This is a genomic window from Streptomyces shaanxiensis (assembly GCF_039537145.1).
Lineage (GTDB): Bacteria > Actinomycetota > Actinomycetes > Streptomycetales > Streptomycetaceae > Streptomyces > Streptomyces shaanxiensis.
On sequence record NZ_BAAAZY010000010.1, the window covers coordinates 994829 to 1016756 of the forward strand.

Annotated in this window: 2 protein-coding genes; both read left to right on the forward strand. The window is 74.6% G+C overall.

All coding sequences use genetic code 11. From position 1 onward, the window contains the following. Positions 1-1600: beta-ketoacyl reductase (locus ABD932_RS18290; RefSeq protein WP_345013938.1), on the forward strand; the 1600-nt coding region annotated here is incomplete at its 5' end. A 125-nt stretch (positions 1601-1725) separates the two neighbouring features. Beyond that, entirely contained in the window at positions 1726-21915 is a 20190-nt protein-coding gene (locus ABD932_RS18295) for a type I polyketide synthase (RefSeq protein ID WP_345013940.1), read from the forward strand. Positions 21916-21928: the final 13 nt, after the last annotated feature.

Here is a 21928-nt window from a genome sequence, read left to right on the forward strand (position 1 = left end):
GCTGTGGTGCGTCACCCGCGGCGCCGTGGCCGTCAGCGCCGCCGAGGCGCCGGACGACCTGACGCAGTCGGCGATCTGGGGCCTGGGCCGGGTGGCCGCGCTGGAGTACCCGGAGCGCTGGGGCGGCCTGATCGACCTGCCCGCCGAACCTGCCGGATCCGCGGGACTCGACGACCGCGTCCTGCGCGGCCTCGCCTCCGTCCTCGCCGGACTGGACGGCGAGGACCAGGTGGCCGTACGGGCGAGCGGCGTCTTCGGCCGCAGGCTCCTCCCCGCGCCCGCCCCCGCGCCGGCCCGCGTCTGGGAGCCGCGCGGCACGGTCCTCATCACCGGCGGCACCGGCGCGCTCGGTGGCCACGTCGCCCGCACCCTCGCCCGCGAGGGCGCCCGCCACCTGCTGCTCCTCAGCAGGCGCGGCCCCGACGCCCCCGGCGCCGAGGAACTCGGCACCGCGCTCCGCGACTTGGGCGCCGAAGTCACCATCACCGCCTGCGACGTGTCCGACCGGGCCGCCCTGCAGGCGGTCCTGGACGGGGTGGACGACCTGACCGCCGTGGTCCACACGGCAGGCGTGCTCGACGACGGCGTCCTCGACAAGATGACGCCCGAACGGTTCCAGGACGTGTTCCGCAGCAAGGCCGACCCGGCGCTGCTGCTGGACGAGCTGACCTCGGGACTCGACGCGTTCGTGCTGTTCTCGTCGGCGTCGTCGGCGGTCGGCAGCCCCGGCCAGGCCAACTACGCCGCCGCGAACGCCATGCTGGACGCGCTCGCCGAACGGCGCCGGGCCCACGGCCTGGCCGCCACCTCGATCGCCTGGGGCGCCTGGGGCGGCGCAGGCATGGCCGACTCCGAGGACGCCGTCGCCAACGCCCAGCGCGCGGGCATCGCGGCGATGGACCCCGAACTCGCCTGCACGGCCCTGCGTCAGCTGGCCGCGGAGGACGGGGCGACCGCGGTCGTCGCGGCCGTCGACAAGGGCCGCTTCTCCGGCGGCTTCCGGCCCAACCCGCTGCTGCGGGAACTCGCCGGACCCCAGGAGACGGCGGCACCCGAAGCGGCACCCTCCGGCGCACTGCGCGAGCAGCTCCTCGGCCTGGCGCCGGCCAAGCGCCACGAGACGCTGCTCGACCTGGTCCGCACCCAGGCAGCCGAGGTAGTGGGCCGGACCGACACCGACGCGGTGCGCGCCGACCGCCCGTTCCGCGACCTCGGGTTCGACTCGCTCGCCGTGGTCGAACTGCGCAACCGCCTGGGCGCGGCGACCGGCCTGAGCCTCGCCTCCACGCTGGTCTTCGACCACCCCTCGCCCGCCGAGCTGGCCACCCACCTGCTGGACCAGCTGGTACCCGAGGACGCGGCCGAGACCGACGGCGAAGAAGCCGAGATCCGCGACCTCCTGGCCAAGGTGCCGCTCACCCAGCTGCGCGAGATCGGCGTACTGGAACCGCTGCTGCACCTCCTCGGCAAGTCCTCGGCCGAGGAGAGCGACGACACCGGCTCGATCGACGACATGTCCGTCGACGACCTGGTGCAGGCGGCACTCGAAGGACAACTCGGCGGGCAATTGGACGGACAGCTGGACGGACAGCTCGACTGACGTCCGCCGACGGCCGGTCGTCCCGCACGGACGACCGGCCGTTTTTCTGAGGAAATCGCTACTGGGTTGGCTGCTGCAATTGCGGTCGGACGACTTCGGATGACTGCGGACGACGGAGCTGATGGATGAACACCTCCAGCGAGAAGGTTGTCGAGGCACTGCGCGCCGCGATGAAGGACGCGGAGCGGCTGCGCAGGCAGAACCGGCAACTGGTCGCCGCCGCCACCGAGCCGGTCGCGATCGTCGGCATGGCCTGCCGCTTCCCGGCCGGCATCGACTCCCCGGAACAGCTGTGGGAGCTCGTGGCCGCCGGGCGCGACGCCATCACCGGATTCCCCACCAACCGGGGCTGGGACATCGCCTCGCTGCTGGGCGGCGAGGTCGACGAGCGCGGCAACAGCGTGAGCGTCCAGGGCGGCTTCCTGCCCGCCCTCGCCGAGTTCGACCCCGGCTTCTTCGGCATCTCGCCGCGCGAAGCGGTCACCATGGACCCGCAGCAGCGCCTGCTCCTTGAGACCTCCTGGGAGGCCATCGAACGGGCGGGCATCGACCCGACCACCCTGCGCGGCTCCCGCACCGGCGTGTTCGTCGGCACCAACGGCCAGGACTACCAACACCTGCTGATCCGCGGCCTCGACGACGCCACCGGCGACGTCGGCACCGGCATCGCCGCCTCCGCCGAGTCCGGCCGCATCTCCTACGCCCTCGGCCTGGAGGGCCCCACCGTCACCGTCGACACCGCCTGCTCGTCCTCGCTGGTGTCACTGCACCTCGCCGTGCACGCGCTGCGCGCCGGAGAGTGCTCCCTGGCGCTCGCCGGCGGCGTCAACGTGATGTGCACGCCCGGTTCGCTCGTCGAGTTCAGCCGCGCCGGCGGCCTCGCGCGCGACGGCCGCTGCAAGGCGTTCTCCGACGACGCCGACGGCACCGGCTGGTCCGAGGGCGTCGGCATGCTGATGCTGGAACGCCTCTCCGACGCCGTCGCCAACGGGCACCCCGTGCTCGCCGTGGTGCGCGGCAGCGCGGTCAACTCCGACGGCGCCTCCAACGGCTTCACCGCCCCCAACGGCCGCGCCCAGCAGCGCGTCATCCGCCAGGCCCTGGACCGGGCCGGGGTGCCCGCCGCCGAGGTGGACGTCGTCGAGGCCCACGGCACCGGCACCCCCCTCGGCGACCCCATCGAGGCCCGCAGCCTCCTCGCCACCTACGGCCAGGACCGCGACGTACCGCTCTACCTGGGCTCCGTGAAGTCCAACATCGGGCACACCCAGGCCGCCGCCGGTGTCGCCGGTGTCATCAAGATGGTCATGGCCATGCGCCACGGCGTCGTGCCGCGGACTCTGCACGTCTCGCGACCGTCCACACACATCGACTGGGACACCGGTTCGGTGCAGTTGGCCACCACCGACACCGAGTGGCCCACCACGGACCATCCGCGCCGCGCCGCCGTCTCGTCCTTCGGCGTCAGCGGCACCAACGCACACGTGATCCTGGAGCAGGCGCCCGCGGCGGACGTCCCCGAGCCCGCGGCTCGCCCTGCGCACGCGGTGCCGTGGATCGTCTCGGCCAAGTCCGATGAGGCGTTGAGCGAGCAGGTCGGGGCGCTGCGGGGTATCGAGGGCGACGCGGCCGACATCGGCTTCTCCCTGGCGACCACGCGGTCGTTGTTCGAGCACCGGGCCGTGCTGCTGGACGGCGAGGAGATAGCCAGGGGAGTGGCGGGCGGCGCGAAGCCGACGGCCGTGCTCTTCTCCGGGCAGGGGTCTCAACGGCTCGGCATGGGCCGGGAGTTGTACGAGCGGTTCCCTGTCTTCGCGCGTGCTCTGGATGACGTACTCGCGCATCTCGACCCGGCGCTGCGGGACGTGATGTGGGGCGAGGACGAGGAGGCCCTGAACCGGACCGGTTGCACGCAACCGGCGTTGTTCGCCTTCGAAGTCGCGCTGTACCGGCTGGCCGAGTCCTTCGGCGTGCAGGCGGAGAGCCTTGCCGGTCATTCGATCGGTGAGATCGCGGCGGCGCATGTGGCGGGTGTCCTCAGCCTGGAGGACGCGGCGAAGCTGGTGTCGGCGCGGGCGGCGCTGATGCAGGCGCTGCCGCCCGGGGGCGCGATGGTGGCGATCGAGGCCACCGAAGAGGAAGTCGCGGCGCAGCTCACCGAGTTGGTGTCGATAGCGGCCGTGAACGGCCCCTCCTCGGTGGTGATCGCGGGTGACGAGGCTGCAGTCGAGCGGATCGCCGAAGTCTTCGGTGACCGCAGGACCAAGCGGCTGAAGGTCTCCCACGCCTTCCACTCGCCGTTGATGGACCCGATGCTGGACGACTTCCGTGCCGCCATCGCCGGGCTGACGTTCCGGGAGCCGCAGATCCCGATCGTGACCAGCGGCGATGTGACCGACCCGGAGTACTGGGTCCGCCACGTCCGCGAAACGGTCCGCTTCCACGACCACGTCACCGCCCTGGGCTCGAAGCCCCTCCTGGAGATCGGCCCGGACGGCGTCCTGTCCGCGATGGCCGCCGCCGCGGGCGCGTTCGCCGTCCCCGCGCAGCGCAAGAACCTCGACGAGCCCACCGCCTTCGTCACCGCCCTGGCCCGCCTGCACGTGACAGGCACCGCAGTCGACTGGACGCCGTTCTACGAGGGAGGCCGCCGCACAGACCTCCCCACCTACCCCTTCCAACGGCAGCGCTACTGGCCGTCGGTGTCGGTCAGCGCCGGTGACGCCCACGGACTGGGGCTCACGCCCGCCGACCACCCCCTGCTCGGCGCCGCCATGACCGTCGCCGGGTCCGGGGAGCTGATCCTCACCGGGAGCCTGTCGCGGGCAACCCACCCGTGGCTTGCGGACGCGCCGCTGTTCCCCAGTGCCGGGGTGGTCGAGCTGGCGTTGCGTGCGGCGGACCAGGTCGGCTGTGAGCGGATCGAGGAACTCACCGCTGTCGCCCCGCTGGTGCTGCCCGAGGCGGCGCCCGTGCAGGTGCAGTTGTGGGTCGGAAGGCCGGGCGCGGAGGGACGGCGGGAGCTGCGGTTCCACTCGCGGCTCGGCGACGGCGAGTGGATCGAGCACGCCACAGGAGTGCTTGCGCCGGGGGAGCGGACCGAGCGGTTCGACGCCTCCGTGTGGCCGCCGCGGGGCGCCAAGGTCGTCGGCATCGACGGCTTCTACGACGACACCGACCACGGCGAGGCGTTCCAGGGCCTCAGGGCGGTCTGGCGGCGCGGTGACGAGGTGTTCGCCGAGGTCGCCCTGCCCGGCGAGGCCAAGGGGTTCGGCATCCACCCCGCGCTGCTCGACGCCGCCGTGCACGCCGCCGCCCACCTGGGCCTCGACGGCGTGGCCACCCACTGGCGGGACGTCGGCCTGCACGCCTCGGGCGCCGCCGTGCTGCGCGTGCGGCTGACGGCGACCGACGGCGGGGTCACGCTCACCGCCGCCGACCCGGCCGGCGCGCCCGTGCTCTCCGCCGCCCGTGTCACGGTCGAGGAGGTCGGCGAACTCGCCGCGCGCACCGACGCGGACTCGCTGTTCCGGCTCGACTGGGTGCCCCAGGAGGTGCCGGAGCCCGGCGGGGAGCGCTGGGCGCTGCTAGGGGAGGACGCCTTCGGGCTCGACGTGCGGGACTTCGTGTCGTCGTCGGCGGACGGGGCCGACCCGGACGTGAACACCGACCCGGACGTGGTCCTCGTACCCCTCATGGGGGAGCCCGGGCCCGAGTCGGCACACGCACTCGCCGCGCGGACGCTGGAGATCGTCCAGGAGTGGCTGCCGACGAGGGCGCGCCTGGTGTTCGTGACGCGTGGCGCAGTGTCCGGCGAGGACGTGTCGGCGGGCGCCGTGTGGGGCTTGGTGCGCTCGGCGCAGTTGGAGCACCCGGGCCGGTTCCTGCTCGTCGACCTCGACGGGTCGGCGGAGTCGGCCGCCGTCCTGCCGGGCCTCCCCGCGCTCATCGACGCCGGTGAGACACAGGTCGTGGTGTACGACGGCGAGGCGCGCGTCGGCCGGCTGGCCAAGGCTCCCCGGTACGAGGGTGAGGCGCCCGACTGGACCGGCACGGTCCTGGTCACCGGCGGCACCGGCGGGCTCGGCGCGATCATGGCGCGGCACCTCGTGGCGCGCGGTGCCCGCAAGCTGCTGCTGGTCAGCAGGCGAGGGCAGGACGCTCCCGGGGCGGCAGAGCTGCGGGGCGAACTCGTCGCGCAGGGTGCGGAGGTGACCGTACGGTCCTGCGACGTCGGCGACCGCGAGGCGCTGGCCGCGCTGCTGGCCGACGTCGACGACCTCGGTGCCGTCGTCCACACCGCGGGCGTGCTCGACGACGGCGTCATCGGCTCGCTGACCGCGGACCGGCTCGACACCGTGCTGCGGCCCAAGGCCGACGCGGCCTGGCATCTGCACGAACTGACCCGGGACAAGGACCTCGCGGCGTTCGTCCTGTACTCGTCGGTGTCCGGCCTGCTCGGCGCCGCCGGGCAGGCCAACTACGCGGCGGGCAACACCTACCTGGACGCGCTCGCCGCGCACCGCCGGTCCCTCGGGCTGCCCGCGCTGTCGCTGGCGTGGGGCGCCTGGGACTCCGGCGCCGGCATGACCGCCACCCTGGACGCCACCGCCCTGCGCCGGATGCCCGTGCTGTCCGTCGCCCAGGGTCTGGCCCTGTTCGACGCGGCGCTGCGCTCCGACGAGCCGCTGCTCGCGCCCCTGGCCCCCGGCGCCTCCGGCGGCAGCGGCCCCGTACCGGCGCTGCTGCGCGGACTCACCCGCACCGGGCGCCGCGTCGCCGCCACCGCGTCCGGCGACACCGCCCAGCGGCTCGCCGGGCTGGCCGGCGAGGAACGGCAGCGGCTGCTGCTCGACCTCGTGCGCACCGAGGCCGCCAAGGTCATCGGGTACGACTCGGCCGACGCCGTGGGTGCGGAGAAGGAGTTCCGCGCGCTCGGCTTCGACTCGCTCACCGCGATCGAGCTGCGCAACGCCCTCACCGCGGCGACCGGGCTCACCCTGCCCGCGACGCTGATCTTCGACTATCCGACCCCGGCCGCGCTGGCCGACCACCTGCTGGCCGAACTCCTCGGCGAGAGCGGCGAGTTGGAGGCGGTGGCGCAGGACGTCGCCGACGCCGACGACCCGATCGTGATCGTCGGCATGGGCTGCCGGTTCCCCGGCGGGGTGCGCTCGCCCGAGGAGCTGTGGCGGCTGCTGTACGACGGCGAGGACGCCATCTCCGGCTTCCCCACGGACCGCGGCTGGGAGCAGGAGGCGCTCGCGGCGGGCGGCACGGGCGAGGGCGGATTCCTGTACGGGGCCGCCGAGTTCGACGCCGGCTTCTTCGGGATCTCCCCGCGCGAGGCCCTCGCCATGGACCCGCAGCAGCGCCAGCTGCTGGAGGTGGCCTGGGAGGCGGTCGAGCACGCCGGCATCGACGCCGCCACCCTGCGCGGCACCAAGACCGGTGTGTTCGTCGGCACCAACGGACAGGACTACACGAACCTCGTCCTGCGGGCGCGCGGCGACATCGAGGGCCATGCGAGCACGGGCCTCGCCGCCGCCGTGATCTCCGGCCGCCTGTCGTACGTGTTCGGCTTCGAGGGGCCCGCCCTCACCGTCGACACCGCGTGCTCGTCGTCGCTGGTCGCCCTGCACCTCGCGGCGCAGTCCCTGCGCTCCGGGGAGTCCACACTCGCCCTGGTCGGCGGTGTCACGGTCATGTCGACGCCGATGAACTTCGCCGGCTTCAACGCCCAGGGCGGCCTCGCGGCCGACGCCCGCTGCCGGGCCTTCTCCGACGACGCCGACGGCACGGGCTGGTCCGAGGGCGCCGGCATCGTCGTACTCGAACGGCAGTCGGATGCGCTGCGCAACGGGCACCGGATCCTGGCCGTGGTGCGCGGGTCGGCCGTCAACCAGGACGGTGCGTCCAACGGGCTCACGGCGCCGAACGGTCCGGCGCAGCAGCGGGTGATCCGGCAGGCGCTGGCGAACGCCGGGTTGTCCGCGACGGACGTGGACGCCGTGGAGGCGCACGGCACCGGCACCCGGCTCGGCGACCCGATCGAGGCGCAGGCGCTGCTCGCCGCCTACGGACGCGACCGCGAGACGCCGCTGTACCTGGGCGCCGTCAAGTCCAACCTGGGGCACACCCAGGCGGCGGCGGGTGTCGCCGGTGTCATCAAGACGGTCCTGGCGCTGCGGCACGGGGTGCTGCCCAGGACGCTGCACGTGACCGAGCCGTCCTCGCACGTCGACTGGTCGGCGGGCGCGGTCTCGCTGCTCACCGACAACACCCCGTGGCCGCAGGCGGACCGGCCGCGCCGGGCGGGCGTCTCCTCGTTCGGCCTCAGCGGCACCAACGCGCACATCATCCTGGAGCAGGGCCCCGCCGAACCCGCCGCCCCGGCCGCCGGGCCCCGCACGGAACCGGTGCCATGGCTCGTCTCCGCCAAGTCCGAGGCGGCGCTGCGGGCCCAGGTCGAGCAGGTGCGCGCGCTGACGGGCGACGACCCCGTCGACATCGGGTACTCGCTTGCTGCCTCCCGGACCCTGTTCGAGCACCGGGCGGTGCTGCTCGACGGCACGGAACTCGCCTCCGGCGTCGCCGCCGACCGGTCTCTCGCCTTGCTGTTCTCGGGACAGGGCGCCCAACACCTCGGCATGGGGCAGGAGTTGTACGCACGGCAGCCGGTGTTCGCCGCCGCGCTGGACGAGGTGCTGGACCGGCTCGACCCGGCGGTCCGCGAGGTCATGTGGGGGGACGACGAGGCGGCGCTGAACCGGACCGGGCACACCCAGCCCGCCCTGTTCGCCGTCGAGGTCGCCCTCTACCGGCTGATCGAGTCCTACGGGATCAAGCCGCGGCTGCTGGCCGGGCACTCCGTCGGCGAGATCGCCGCCGCCCACGTCGCCGGGGTGCTTGACCTGGCCGACGCGGCCCGGCTCGTCACCGCCCGAGCCCGGCTGATGCAGACGCTGCCCGCCGGCGGCGCGATGATCGCGATCCGGGCCACCGAACAGGAGGTCCTGCCGCACCTCACCCCCGAGGTGTCGATCGCCGCGGTCAACGGCCCCAACTCCGTGGTCGTGGCCGGAGTCGAGACCGAGGCGGCGCGGGTCGCGGCCCACTTCGAGGGCATCGGGCGCAAGGCGACGCGGCTGCGGGTGTCCCACGCGTTCCACTCGCCGCTCATGGACCCCATGCTTGAGGACTTCCGCGCCGCGATCGCCGACCTGACGTTCCGCGAACCGAGCATCCCGGTCGTGACCAGCGGCGACGTGACCGATCCCGAGTACTGGGTGCGCCATGTGCGCGACGCCGTCCGCTTCCACGACAACGTCGTACGGCTGCGAGAGCGTGGCGCGACGGCGTTCCTGGAGGTCGGCCCCGACGGCGTGCTGTCCGCGCTGGTCGAGGACGCGGTGCCGGTGCTGCGCCGGGACCGCGACGAGGCGACCGCGCTGCTCACCGCGCTCGCCCGGCTGCACGTCAGCGGCGTCGAGGTCGACTGGTCGCCCTGCTACCCCGGCGGGCGGCTCGTCGACCTGCCGACCTATCCGTTCCAGCACGAGCGGTACTGGCCCGAGACCGCCGACGCCGGGGCGATGGTGCAGGACCCGGCCGACGCGGCGTTCTGGGCCGCCGTGGAGAGCGCGGACGTCGCCTCCCTGTCCGCGACCCTCGGCCTCGACGCCGACACCCTCGACGGGGTGCTGCCCGCGCTGTCCGCGTGGCGCGGCCGGCGCAAGGCCCGCTCCACCGTGGACTCCTGGCTGCACCGCGAGACCTGGCAGCCCGTCACCGGACTCACCCCCGCCACGGGCCCCTGGCTGGTCGCCGTGCCGCAGCGCGTGGCCGACGACCCGTGGGTCACCGCCGTCGTCACCGCCCTCGGCGATGCCACCCGCCTGGACGTCCCGGTGGCGGCCGACCGTGCCCAACTCACCGCGCTGCTCGCCGAGTTCGACACGACCCGGTACACGGGCGTCGTCTCCTTGATGGCGCTCGACGACCCGGGCGACCAGACCGCGGCCGTCTCCACCGCCACCCTCCTCCAGGCCCTCGGCGACGCCGGGATCACCGCGCCCCTGTGGTCCGTGACCCGCGCGGCGGTGTCCGTCGGCCGCGCCGACCCCGTCGTCCACCCCTGGCAGGCCGGCGTCTGGGGACTCGGCCGGGTCGCCGCCCTGGAGCACCCCGGGCGCTGGGGCGGCCTCGTGGACCTGCCCGAAGAGCTCGACGAACGCGCCGCGCGACGCCTGCTGGCCGTCCTCGGCTCGACCGAGGACCAGGTCGCCGTACGTGACTTTGGCGTCTTCGGCCGCCGTGTCGTCGTGGCGCCGCGCGCACCCGGCGGCCCCGAGTGGGAGCCCTCCGGCACCGTGGTCGTCAGCGGCGGCACCGGCGCCCTCGGCCGCCACGTCGCCCGCGACCTCGCCACCCGGGGCGCCGCCCGCGTCGTCCTGCTCAGCCGCCGGGGCCCGGACGCGCCCGGCGCCGCCGAACTCCGCGCGGAACTGGGCGGACTCGGCGCGGACATCGTGATCGCCGCCTGCGACGCCGCCGACCGCGAGGCCGTCGCCGCGCTGCTGGACGGCATCGACGACCTCACCGCCGTGGTCCACGCCGCCGGTGTCCTCGACGACGGCGTCCTGGAAGGCCTGGCGCCCGAGCGGTTCGCCGACGTCTTCCGCGCCAAGGCGCAGGCCGCGTTCGTCCTCGACGAGCTGACCCGCGCACGCGACCTCGACGCCTTCGTGCTGTTCTCCTCGGTCGCCGGCGCGATCGGCAATCCCGGGCAGGCCAACTACGCCGCCGCCAACGCCGTCCTCGACGCCCTCGCCCAGCGCCGGCGCGCCGCCGGTCTCGCCGCGACCTCCGTCGCCTGGGGAGCGTGGGCCGGCGACGGCATGGCCGGAGGCGAACGCGCCGCGGCCGCCATCCGGCAGACCGGCGCCACCAGCCTCGACCCCGCCCTCGCACTCGAAGCCCTGCGGCACGTCGTCGCCGAGCCCGCCGCGACCGCCGTCGTCGCCGATCTGCGCCACCCGCAGCTCCTCAGCGCCCTGCTGAGCCTGCGCCCCACCCCCGTCCTCGGCGAACTGCCCGGCGCGCGCGGCGTGCTCGACGCGCTCGACGCCGCCCGGCGCGACAGCGAGTCCGCCGGCGCCGCCCTGCGCGGCAGCCTGCGCGCCCTGCCCGACGGTGAACGCATCGCACCCGTACTGGAGTTGGTGCGCACCCGGGCGGCGGCCGTGCTCGGCCACTCCGGGAAGGAGGCCGTCGCCGCGGACAAGGCGTTCCGCGACATCGGGTTCGACTCGCTCACCGCCGTCGACCTGCGCAACCAGCTCACCGAGGTCACCGGGCTCGCCCTGCCCGCCGGGCTCGTCTTCGACCATCCCAGCCCCCGCGCGCTCGCCGAGTTCCTCCTCGGCGAGCTCCTCGGCACCGGGGCCGATCTGGCCGACACCGACGTGGTCCGCACCACGGACGACATCGCCATCGTCGGCATGGCCTGCCGCTTCCCGGGCGGCATCGACTCGCCCGAGGACCTGTGGACGCTGCTCGTCGAAGGACGGGACGCGATCACCGAGTTCCCGGCCGACCGCGGCTGGGACCTCGGCGCCCTCGCCAGCTCCACCGGACGCGGCGGATTCCTCACCGGCGTCGCGGACTTCGACCCCGCCTTCTTCGGCATCTCGCCCCGCGAGGCCCTCGCCATGGACCCGCAGCAACGGCTGCTCCTCGAAACGTCCTGGGAGGCGGTCGAACGCGCCGGCGTCGACCCCGGCTCGCTGCGCGGCAGCCGCACCGGCGTGTTCTACGGCACCAACGGGCAGGACTACCAGCACGTCGTGATGGCCTCCGACGAGGACCTGGAGGGCCACGCCGGCACCGGGCTCGCGGCCAGCGTGATCTCCGGGCGCGTCTCCTACGCGCTGGGCCTCGAAGGGCCCGCCGTCACCGTCGACACCGCATGCTCCTCAGCGCTGGTCGCGCTGCACCTCGCCGCGCAGGCGCTGCGGGCCGGCGAGTGCTCGCTCGCGTTCGCCGGCGGGGTGACGGTGATGGCGACGCCGACCAGCTTCTCCGGGTTCTCCCGGCAGGGCGGGCTCGCCCCGGACGGCCTGTGCAAGGCGTTCTCCGACGACGCCGACGGCACCGGATGGTCCGAGGGCGTGGGCGTCCTCGTCGTCGAGCGGCTCTCCGACGCGGTGGCCGCAGGGCACCCGGTTCTCGCCGTCGTACGCGGCTCCGCCTTCAACCAGGACGGCGCCTCCAACGGCCTCACGGCGCCGAACGGCCCGTCGCAGCAGCGCGTCATCCGGCAGGCGCTGGCCAGCGGCGGACTGCAGCCCGCCGACGTCGACGCCGTCGAGGCCCACGGCACCGGCACCACCCTCGGCGACCCCATCGAGGCCCAGGCCCTCATCGCCGCCTACGGCCACGACCGGCCCGCCGACCGTCCGCTGCGGCTCGGCTCCGTCAAGTCGAACCTGGGGCACACGCAGGCGGCGGCGGGCGCGGCCGGCGTCATCAAGACGGTGCTGGCGCTGCGGAACGGCGTGCTGCCCCGGACCCTCCACGTCACCGAACCGTCGTCGCACATCGACTGGTCCACCGGCGCCGTATCGCTCCTGACCGAGACCACGGACTGGCCCGCGACCGGCGGCCGGCCGCGCCGCGCCGGCGTCTCCTCCTTCGGCATCAGCGGCACCAACGCGCACGTGATCCTGGAGGAGGCACCCGCCCGGGAACTGCCCACCCCCGAGGCTCCCGCCGCCCGCCAGGGCTCCGCGCCCGCCCCCGAGCATGCGCCACCGGCCCCGTGGATCGTCTCCGCGAAGTCCCCGGCCTCGCTCCGCGCCCAGGTCGACAAGACGGCCCAACTCCCGGGCGACCCCGCCGACATCGGGTACTCGCTGGTCACTTCCCGGACCCTGTTCGAGCACCGCGCGGTGCTCCTCGACGGCGCCGAGATCGCCTCCGGCGTGGCGGCCGAGCAGACCCTCGCGGTGCTGTTCTCCGGGCAGGGCTCCCAGCGTCTCGGCATGGGCCGCGAGCTGTACGAGCGGTTCCCGGTCTTCGCCACCGCCCTGGACGACGTACTCGTCCACCTCGACCCGGCGCTGCGCGACGTCATCTGGGGCGACGACGCGGAGGCACTGAACCGCACGGGGAACACCCAGCCCGCGCTGTTCGCCGTCGAAGTCGCCCTGTACCGGCTCCTGGAGTCCTTCGGCGTCCGGCCCGCGCTCCTCGCCGGCCACTCCATCGGCGAGATCGCCGCGGCCCATGTCGCCGGGGTGCTGTCGCTCGCCGACGCCGCCGAACTGGTCACCGCCCGCTCCGCCCTCATGGACGCGCTGCCGCCCGGCGGCGCCATGGTCGCCGTACGGGCCACCGAGGCCGAGGTCGTCCCGCACCTCACCGCGAACGTCTCGGTCGCCGCCGTCAACGGGCCCGACTCCGTGGTCGTCGCGGGCGACGAGCACGAGGTGCTGCGCATCGCCGAACGGTGGAGGCACAAGCGGCTGAAGGTGTCGCACGCCTTCCACTCCCCGCTGATGGACCCGATGCTCGACGACTTCCGTACGGCTCTCGCCGGGCTGTCCTTCCACGAGCCCGCGATCCCGCTGTTCACCAGCGGCGATGTCACCGACCCCGAGTACTGGGTCGCCCACGTCCGGGACGCGGTGCGGTTCGCCGACAACGTGGACCGGCTGCGCGCGGCGGGCGCCACCAGGTTCCTGGAGGTCGGGCCCGACGGCGTGCTGTCGGCCCTCGTCGACGGTGCCGTGCCCGCGCTGCGCAGGGACCGTCCCGAGGCGACCGCCCTCGTCACCGCCCTCGCCCGGGTGCACGTCGACGGGGTGCCGGTCGACTGGGCGCCGTGGTTCCCGCAGGGCCGCCTCGTCGACCTGCCCACCTACGCCTTCGACCACCAGCGCTTCTGGCCCCGCGCCTCCGTCGGCGGCCGCGCAGGCGACCCCACCGCGTACGGGCTCGCCCCGGGCGGCCACCCGCTGCTCGGCGCCTCGGTGTCCGTCGCCGGCACCGACGAACTGGTGCTGTCGGGCCGGCTGTCCCCGGCGCTCCAGCCCTGGCTCGCCGACCATGTCGTCGGCGGCGCGGTGCTGTTCCCCGGCACCGGGTTCCTCGACCTCGCCATCCGCGCCGGCGACGTCACCGGCTGCGACCGCGTGGACGGACTCACCATCGTCGTACCCCTGGTCCTGCCGGAACGCGACGCCGTGCCCGTCCAGGTCCGCGTCGGCGCCCCCGACGACAGCGGCCGGCGCGCGGTGAGCGTCCACTCCCGCCCGACCGGCTCCGACACCTGGGTCCAGCACGCGAGCGGCACCCTCGCCGAGGGCCCGCACCAGGCCGCCTTCGACACCGCGCAGTGGCCGCCCGCCGGAGCCGACCCCGTCGACCTGGACGGCTTCTACGACACCCTGGGCGAGGCCGGCCTGTCCTACGGGCCGGTGTTCCGGGGCCTGAAGGCCGCCTGGCGCGCGGGCGGCGACGTCTACGTCGAGGTCGCGCTGCCCGACGACGCCGAGGACGCGGCCCGGTTCGGTGTGCACCCTGCCCTGCTGGACTCCGCCCTGCACGCCATCACGTTCGTCGAGGGCGCGGGCCAGGGCCTGCCCTTCGAGTGGAACGGCGTGTCGCTGCACGCCATCGGCCCGTCGCGGCTACGCGTACGGCTGTCACCCGCCGGCGGCGACTCCGTCTCCGTCACCGCGGTCGACGCCGAGGGCGCCCCGGTCCTGTCGGCCAAGTCCCTCGTGGTGCGCAGGCCGTCCGCCGAACGGCCCGCACCCGGCGCCGACCTGCGCGACTCCCTGTTCCGCGTCGAGTGGACGCGCATACCGCTCCCCGACACGGATGCCGAAGCCGCCGACATACGGATCGTCGAGGTCACCGGCGGCACCGACGCCGCCTCCGCGCACACCGAGACCGCCCGGGTGCTGGAGCTCCTCCAACAAGCCGACCAGCGCACGGTGTTCGTGACCCGCGGGGCCGCCGCCATCGGCGACGAACCCGTCACCGACCTCGGCGCAGCCGCCGTGTGGGGCCTGGTGCGCAGCGCCCAGGCCGAGAACCCCGGCCGGTTCCTGCTCGTCGACCTCGACGCCGGCGGCGAGCTCAGCCCCGGCATGCTGGTCACCGAGGAACAGCAGCTGATCGTGCGCGACGGCGTCACCTACGCCGGCCGACTCGCCCGGATCGCCGGCGGACCGTCCCTCGTACCCCCCGTGGGCGTGCCGTGGCGGCTCGACACCACCGCCAAGGGCAGCGTCGACGCACTGACCCTTGCCCCCTGCCCCGAGGTCGCCGAACCCCTCACCGGCCGACAGGTGCGCGTCGCCATCCGCGCGGCCGGCCTCAACTTCCGCGACGTCCTCAACGCACTCGGCATGTACCCGGGCGAGGCAGGCTCGTTCGGCGCCGAGGCGGCGGGCGTCGTCGTCGAGACCGGCCCCGAGGTGACCGGGCTGCGCCCCGGTGACCCGGTCTTCGGCATGCTGTTCGGCGGCATGGGCCCGCTCGGCGTCATCGACGAGCGCTACCTCACGCGGCTCCCCGACGGCTGGACCTTCGAACAGGGCGCCTCCGTACCGCTGGTGTTCCTCACCGCGTACTACGCCCTCGTCGAGCTCGGCCAGGTGCGCCCCGGCGAGAAGGTGCTCGTCCACGCCGGTGCCGGCGGTGTCGGCATGGCGGCCGTCCAGGTCGCCCGGCACCTCGGTGCCGAGGTCTTCGCCACCGCGAGCGAGGGCAAGTGGGACGTCCTGCGCGGCCTCGGCCTCGACGACGACCACATCGCCTCCTCCCGCGACACCGCGTTCGAGACGAAGTTCGCCCAGTCCGGTCAGTCCGGCCAATCCAGTCAGTCCGGCCAGTCCGGCCAGGGCATCGACGTCGTACTCAACGCGCTGACCGGCGAGTTCATCGACGCCTCGCTGCGCCTGCTCGGCGCGGGCGGCCGGTTCCTGGAGATGGGCAAGACCGACCTGCGCGAGGACCCACCCGGCATCGCCTACCGGCCCTTCGACCTCGGCGAGGCCCACCCCGACCACATCCAGCGCATGCTGCACGCCCTCGTCGAGCTGTTCGACCAGGGGGTCCTGGAGCCGCTGCCGATCAGCACCTGGGACGTACGGCGGGCCCGGGACGCGTTCCGGTACATGAGCCGCGCCCAGCACATCGGCAAGATCGTCATCACCGTGCCGGGCGGCTGGGACCCCGACGGCACGGTCCTGGTCACCGGCGGCACCGGCGGGCTCGGCGCGGAACTCGCCCGCCACCTCGTCGAGCGCGGCGCCCGCAGGCTGCTGCTGCTCAGCCGACGCGGCCTGGATGCGCCCGGTGCGCTGGAGTTGCAGGCCGAACTGCTCGCCCACGGCGCCGACGTCACCGTCGCCGCGTGCGACGCCGCCGACCGGGACGCGCTCGCGGCGGTCCTGGACGGCGTGGACGACCTCACCGCGGTCGTCCACACGGCCGGTGTGCTGGACGACGGCGTGATCGCCTCGCTGACCCCGGACCGGCTCGGCGCGGTGCTGCGGCCGAAGGCCGACGCTGCCTGGAACCTGCACGAGCTGACCCGGGACAAGGACCTCGCGGCGTTCGTCCTGTACTCGTCGGTGTCCGGCGTGCTGGGCACCGCGGGGCAGGGCAACTACGCGGCGGGCAACGCCTTCCTCGACGCCCTCGCCCAGTACCGGCGCTCGCTCGGGCTGCCCGCGCTCTCCCTGGCGTGGGGCGCGTGGAGTTCCGAGGCCGGCATGACCCGCACGATGGACGCGGCGGCGCTGGAGCGGCTGGAGAAGTCCAGCATGCCGCCGATGCCCCTGGAGCACGGCCTCGCCCTGTTCGACGCGGCCACCGCGGTCGACGAACCGCTGCTGGTGCCGGCCCGCGTCATCACCGGCACCGTCACCACCGGCTTCGTGCCGCCGCTGCTGCGCAACCTGCTGCGGGGCCGCCGTACGGCCACCTCGGGCGGCACGGCGGCCGGGGCGCTGCGGCGCCTCGACGACGCTCGCCCCGCCGACCGGGTGCGCGCCCTCGTCGACGTGGTGCGCGGCGAGGCGGCAGCGGTGCTCGGGCACGCCTCGCCGGACGCCGTGGACGCCGACCGCGAGTTCCGCGCCCTCGGCTTCGACTCGCTCACCTCGGTGGAACTGCGCAACCGCCTCGGCGCGGCCACCGGCCTGACCCTGCCCGCGACCCTGGTGTTCGACTACCCGACCCCGCAGGCACTCGGCGAGTACCTGGTCGCCGAGGTGTTCGGCGGCCCGGCAGGCGCCGACGAGCCCGACCTGCCGTCCGTCGCGGCACGGCACGACGGCGAGGCGGTCGCGATCGTCGGCATCGCCTGCCGCTTCCCCGGCGGCGTCGACGGCCCCGAGGACCTGTGGGAGCTGGTCGCCCAGGGCCGTGACGCGATCACGCCGTTCCCCACCGACCGGGGCTGGGACGAGAACCTGGTCGGCGAGGGCGCCGGCCGCAGCGTCACCGGACAGGGCGGCTTCATCAAGGGCATCGCCGACTTCGACGCCGCGTTCTTCGGCATCTCGCCCCGCGAGGCCGTGTCCATGGACCCGCACCAGCGCCTCGTCCTGGAGACCTCCTGGGAGGCCCTGGAGCGCACCGGCATCGACCCGGTGGCGCTGCGCGGCACCCGTACCGGCGTCTACATCGGCGCCTCCGGTCAGGACTACGCGCACCTGATGCTCAACTCCGAGCAGTCCCTGGAGGGTTACTCCGGCACCGGCACCTCGCCGAGTGTCATCGCCGGCCGGCTGTCCTACGCGCTGGGCCTCGAAGGCCCGTCGATGACGGTCGACACGGCCTGCTCCTCCGCGCTCGTCTCCCTGCACCTGGCCGTGCAGGCGCTGCGCGGCGGGGAGTGCTCGCTGGCGCTGGCCGGCGGCGTGCAGGTGATGTCGGCGCCCGGCGCGTTCATGGAGTTCAGCCTGCAGAGCGGGCTCGCCCTCGACGGCCGCTGCAAGCCGTTCTCCGACAGCGCGGACGGCACCGCCTGGTCCGAGGGCATCGGCGTGCTCGTCGTCGAGCGGCTCTCCGACGCCGTGCGCAACGGGCACGAGGTGCTCGCCGTCGTACGCGGTTCGGCGATCAACCAGGACGGTGCGTCCAACGGCCTGACCGCGCCCAACGGTCCCTCGCAGCAGCGGGTGATCCGGCAGGCGCTGGCCTCCGCCGGGCTCACCGCCGCCGACGTGGACGCCGTCGAGGCGCACGGCACCGGCACCACCCTCGGCGACCCCATCGAGGCCCAGGCCCTCATCGCCGCCTACGGCCAGGACCGCGACGCCGACCGGCCTCTGCTGCTCGGCTCGATCAAGTCGAACATCGGCCACACCCAGGCCGCCGCCGGCGTCGCCGGGGTGATCAAGATGGTGATGGCGCTGCGCCACGAGGTGCTCCCGAGCACCCTGAACGTCACCGAGCCGACCACCCACGTCGACTGGTCCGCCGGATCGGTGTCCCTGCTCACCGAGGCCACCCCCTGGCCCACCGCGGACCGGCCGCGCCGCGCGGGCGTCTCCTCGTTCGGCCTCAGCGGCACCAACGCGCACGTCATCCTGGAGCAGGCCCCGCGGTCCGCCGAGAAGGCGCCGACCCCCGCCCCCGACGCGGCACGACCGCCGGCCGCCTGGACCGTCTCCGCCAAGTCCGAAGCGGCGCTGGACGCCCAGCTCACCCGGCTCCGCGCGGTCGAGGCCGACCCGCTCGACGTCGGACTCTCCCTGCTCGACCGGTCCCGGTTCGAGCACCGCGCCGTACTCCTGGACGGCCACGAGATCGCCCGCGGCCGCGCCGGACGGCCCGAACTCGCCGTGCTGTTCTCCGGCCAGGGCGCCCAACGCCTGGGCATGGGACGGGAGTTGTACGACCGGTTCCCGGTGTTCCGTGCCGCGCTGGACGAGGTGTTGGCGCTCCTGGAGCCGGGGCTGCGCGACGTGATCTGGGGCGAGGACGAGGAGGCGCTGAACCGGACCGGCCACACCCAGCCCGCGCTGTTCGCCGTCGAGGTCGCCCTCTACCGGCTCGTCGAGTCCTACGGCGTCCGGCCCGCCTTCGTCGGCGGGCACTCCGTCGGCGAGATCGCCGCCGCGCACGCCGCCGGCGTGCTCACGCTGAAAGACGCGGCCACGCTGGTCACCGCGCGCGCCCGGCTGATGCAGGCGCTGCCCGCGGGCGGCGCGATGATCGCGATCCAGGCGACCGAGGACGAGGTGGCCCGGCTCCTCACCGCGAACGTCTCTATCGCCGCCGTCAACGGGCCCGACTCCGTCGTGCTCGCCGGTGACGCGAGCGAGGCCCGGAAGATCGCCGACGACTTCGCGAAGAACGGGCGGAAGACCAAGCGGCTGCCGGTCAGCCACGCCTTCCACTCGCCGCTGATGGAGCCGATGCTCGACGACTTCCGTGAGCTGCTCGCGGACCTGTCGTTCGCCCCGCCGCAGATCCCCGTGGTGTCCAACCTGACCGGACACCTCGTCACCGGCGACGAGCTGTGCTCGCCGCACTACTGGGTCCGCCACGTCCGTGAGCCCGTCCGCTTCGCCGACGGCGTCGCCGCGCTCGAAGCCGCAGGCACGGACACGGTCCTGGAGATAGGTCCCACCGGTGTGCTCTCGGCCCTGATCACCGAGTCCGCCTCCGCCGCGGCGATCCCGCTGCTGCGCGGCGACCGGGACGAACCCACCGCCCTGCTCACCGCACTCGCCCGGCTGCACGTCACGGGCGTGCACGTCGACTGGACGCCCCTGTTCGAGGGCACCGGCGCACGCCGGGTCGCGCTGCCGACGTACGCCTTCCAGCACGAGCGCTACTGGCCGACGCCGCTGCGGCAGACCGGCGACGTGAGCGCCGTCGGGCTCGGCCCCGTAGACCACCCCATCCTCGGCGCCGCCATGGCCGTCGCCGGGGCGGACGCGGTGGTGTTCACCAACCGGCTCCCGGTCGGCTTCCCCGAGACCGCGTTCGCCGAGATCGCGTTCCGCGCCGCCGACCAGGTGGGCCTCGGCACCGTCGAGTCCCTCACCGCCACCGCCCCGCTGACGGCGGGCGTGCTCCAGGTGTGGGTGGGCGCACCCGACGGCGACGGCAAACGGGAGCTGACCGTTCACTCACGCGCCGACGGCGACGGGCCCTGGACTCCGCTCGCCTCCGGCGTCCTCGCACCGGGCGAGCATGTCGCCGACTTCACGGGCGACGGCTGGACGCCCGTCGAACTCCCCGAAGGCGCCGCCGACGCCCAGTTCTACGGCGTGCACCCGGCGCTGCTGGACTGCGCCGTGCGGGACGGCGAGGCGGACCGGGTGCCCCTGGAGTGGCACGGCGTCTCCCTGCACGCCGTCGGCGCCTCGGCGTTGCGCGTGCGGTGGGGCGCGGACGGCTCGTTCGCCGCCGCCGACGGCAACGGAGCGCCGGTCCTCTCCGCCCGGTCGGTCACCTTCGGCGCGCCCCTCGCCGAACGCGCCGCCCAGAAGGACCTGTTCCGGCTCGACTGGGTGCCCGCGCAGCTCGACGCGGCCGGTGCGCCGACCGTGGCACGGGTGACGGACCTCGCCGAGGTCGGCACCACCGTGCCCGACGTGGTCGCCCTCGCCCTGGAGGCCGGCGAAGGCGATCTGCCGGGCACCGCACACGCGCTCGCCGGGCGCGCCCTGGCCGCCGTACGGGACTTCCTCGACGACGACCGGTACGCCGACGCCCGCCTGGTGTTCACCACCCGCCCCGGCGACCTCGCGGCGGCCACCGTGTGGGGTCTGGTGCGCTCCGCGCAGTCCGAGAACCCCGGCCGGCTCCTGCTCGTCGAGAGCGACGACCCGGCGGCCGCTCTGCCGCTCGCGCCCGCGCTGCTCGACTCCGGTGAGACCCAGGTCGTCGTACGCGACGGCGAGGTGCTGGTCGGACGGCTCGCCCGGGTCACCGGCGACGGCACACCGCGCGACTGGGACCCGGACGGTACCGTCCTGATCACCGGCGGGACCGGCGGCCTCGGCGCCGCACTCGCCCGCCACCTGGTGACGCGACGCGGCGTCAGGAACCTGCTGCTCGTCTCCCGCCGGGGGCCGGACGCACCGGAGGCCGAGGCGCTGCGCGCGGAACTCGCCGGGTACGGCGCCGAGGTGATCGTCGCAGCGTGCGACGTCGCCGACCGCGCGGAGGTCGCCGAGCTGGTCGCGTCGGTGCCCGCGCTCACGGCGGTGGTGCACACGGCGGGCGTGCTCGACGACTGCGTGATCGGCTCCCTGACCCCCGAACGGCTCGACGCGGTGCTGCGCCCCAAGGTCGACGGCGCCTGGAACCTGCACGAGGCGACCCGCGAGCACCGCTTGGCGGCGTTCGTCCTGTACTCGTCGGTGGCCGGTGTCACCGGCGCCGCCGGGCAGGCCAACTACGCGGCGGCCAACGCCTTCCTCGACGCCCTCGCCGCCCACCGGCAGGGCCTCGGCCTCGCCGCCACCTCCCTGGCGTGGGGGCCGTGGGCGCAGGACAGCGGCATGACCGCCCACCTCGCCGAGGGCGCCATGGACCGCCTCGGACGCTCCGGGATGCCACCGCTGTCCGAGGCACAGGGCCTCGCGCTGTTCGACGACGCCATCGCCCGCGGCGACGCGCTGCTCGTGCCCGCGCTGATCGCCACCGGTCGCACCGAACGGCCCGTCGAGGTCGCGGCGGTGCTGCGCGGCCTGGTGCGCGGCGGCAAGCGCACCGCAGGCGGCGGCACGACCGGGACCGCACCCGACCTGGCGGGCCTGCTCGCCGAGCTGCCGCCCGAGGAGGGCGCCAAGTACCTGCTGGACCTGGTGTGCGGACACGCCGCCGGCGTCCTCGGGCACGCCACACCCGCCGCGATCGACGCCGACAAGGAGTTCCGCTCGCTCGGCTTCGACTCGCTCACCGCGGTGGAACTGCGCAACAGCCTGTCGTCGGCGACCGGCCTGAAGCTCGCCGCCACCCTGGTGTTCGACCACCCGACCCCGCAGGAACTCGCCGACCAGCTGGCCGGCGAACTGCTGGGCGCCGCCCCCGAGACCCCGGCGATCACCGCCGAACTCGACCGGCTGGAGGCGGCCCTCGCCGCCGGCACCCACGACGACCTCGCACAGTCGGGCGCCCTGGCCCGGCTGCGCAACCTCCTCGCCCAGTACGGCGGATCCGCCGCGCCCCAGGAGGAGACGGCGGTGGCCGACCGCCTCAGCGCCGCGAGCACCGACGAGGTCCTCGCCTTCATCGACAACGAACTCGGCCGACGTACCGAGAGCTGACCAGGAAGGTTTG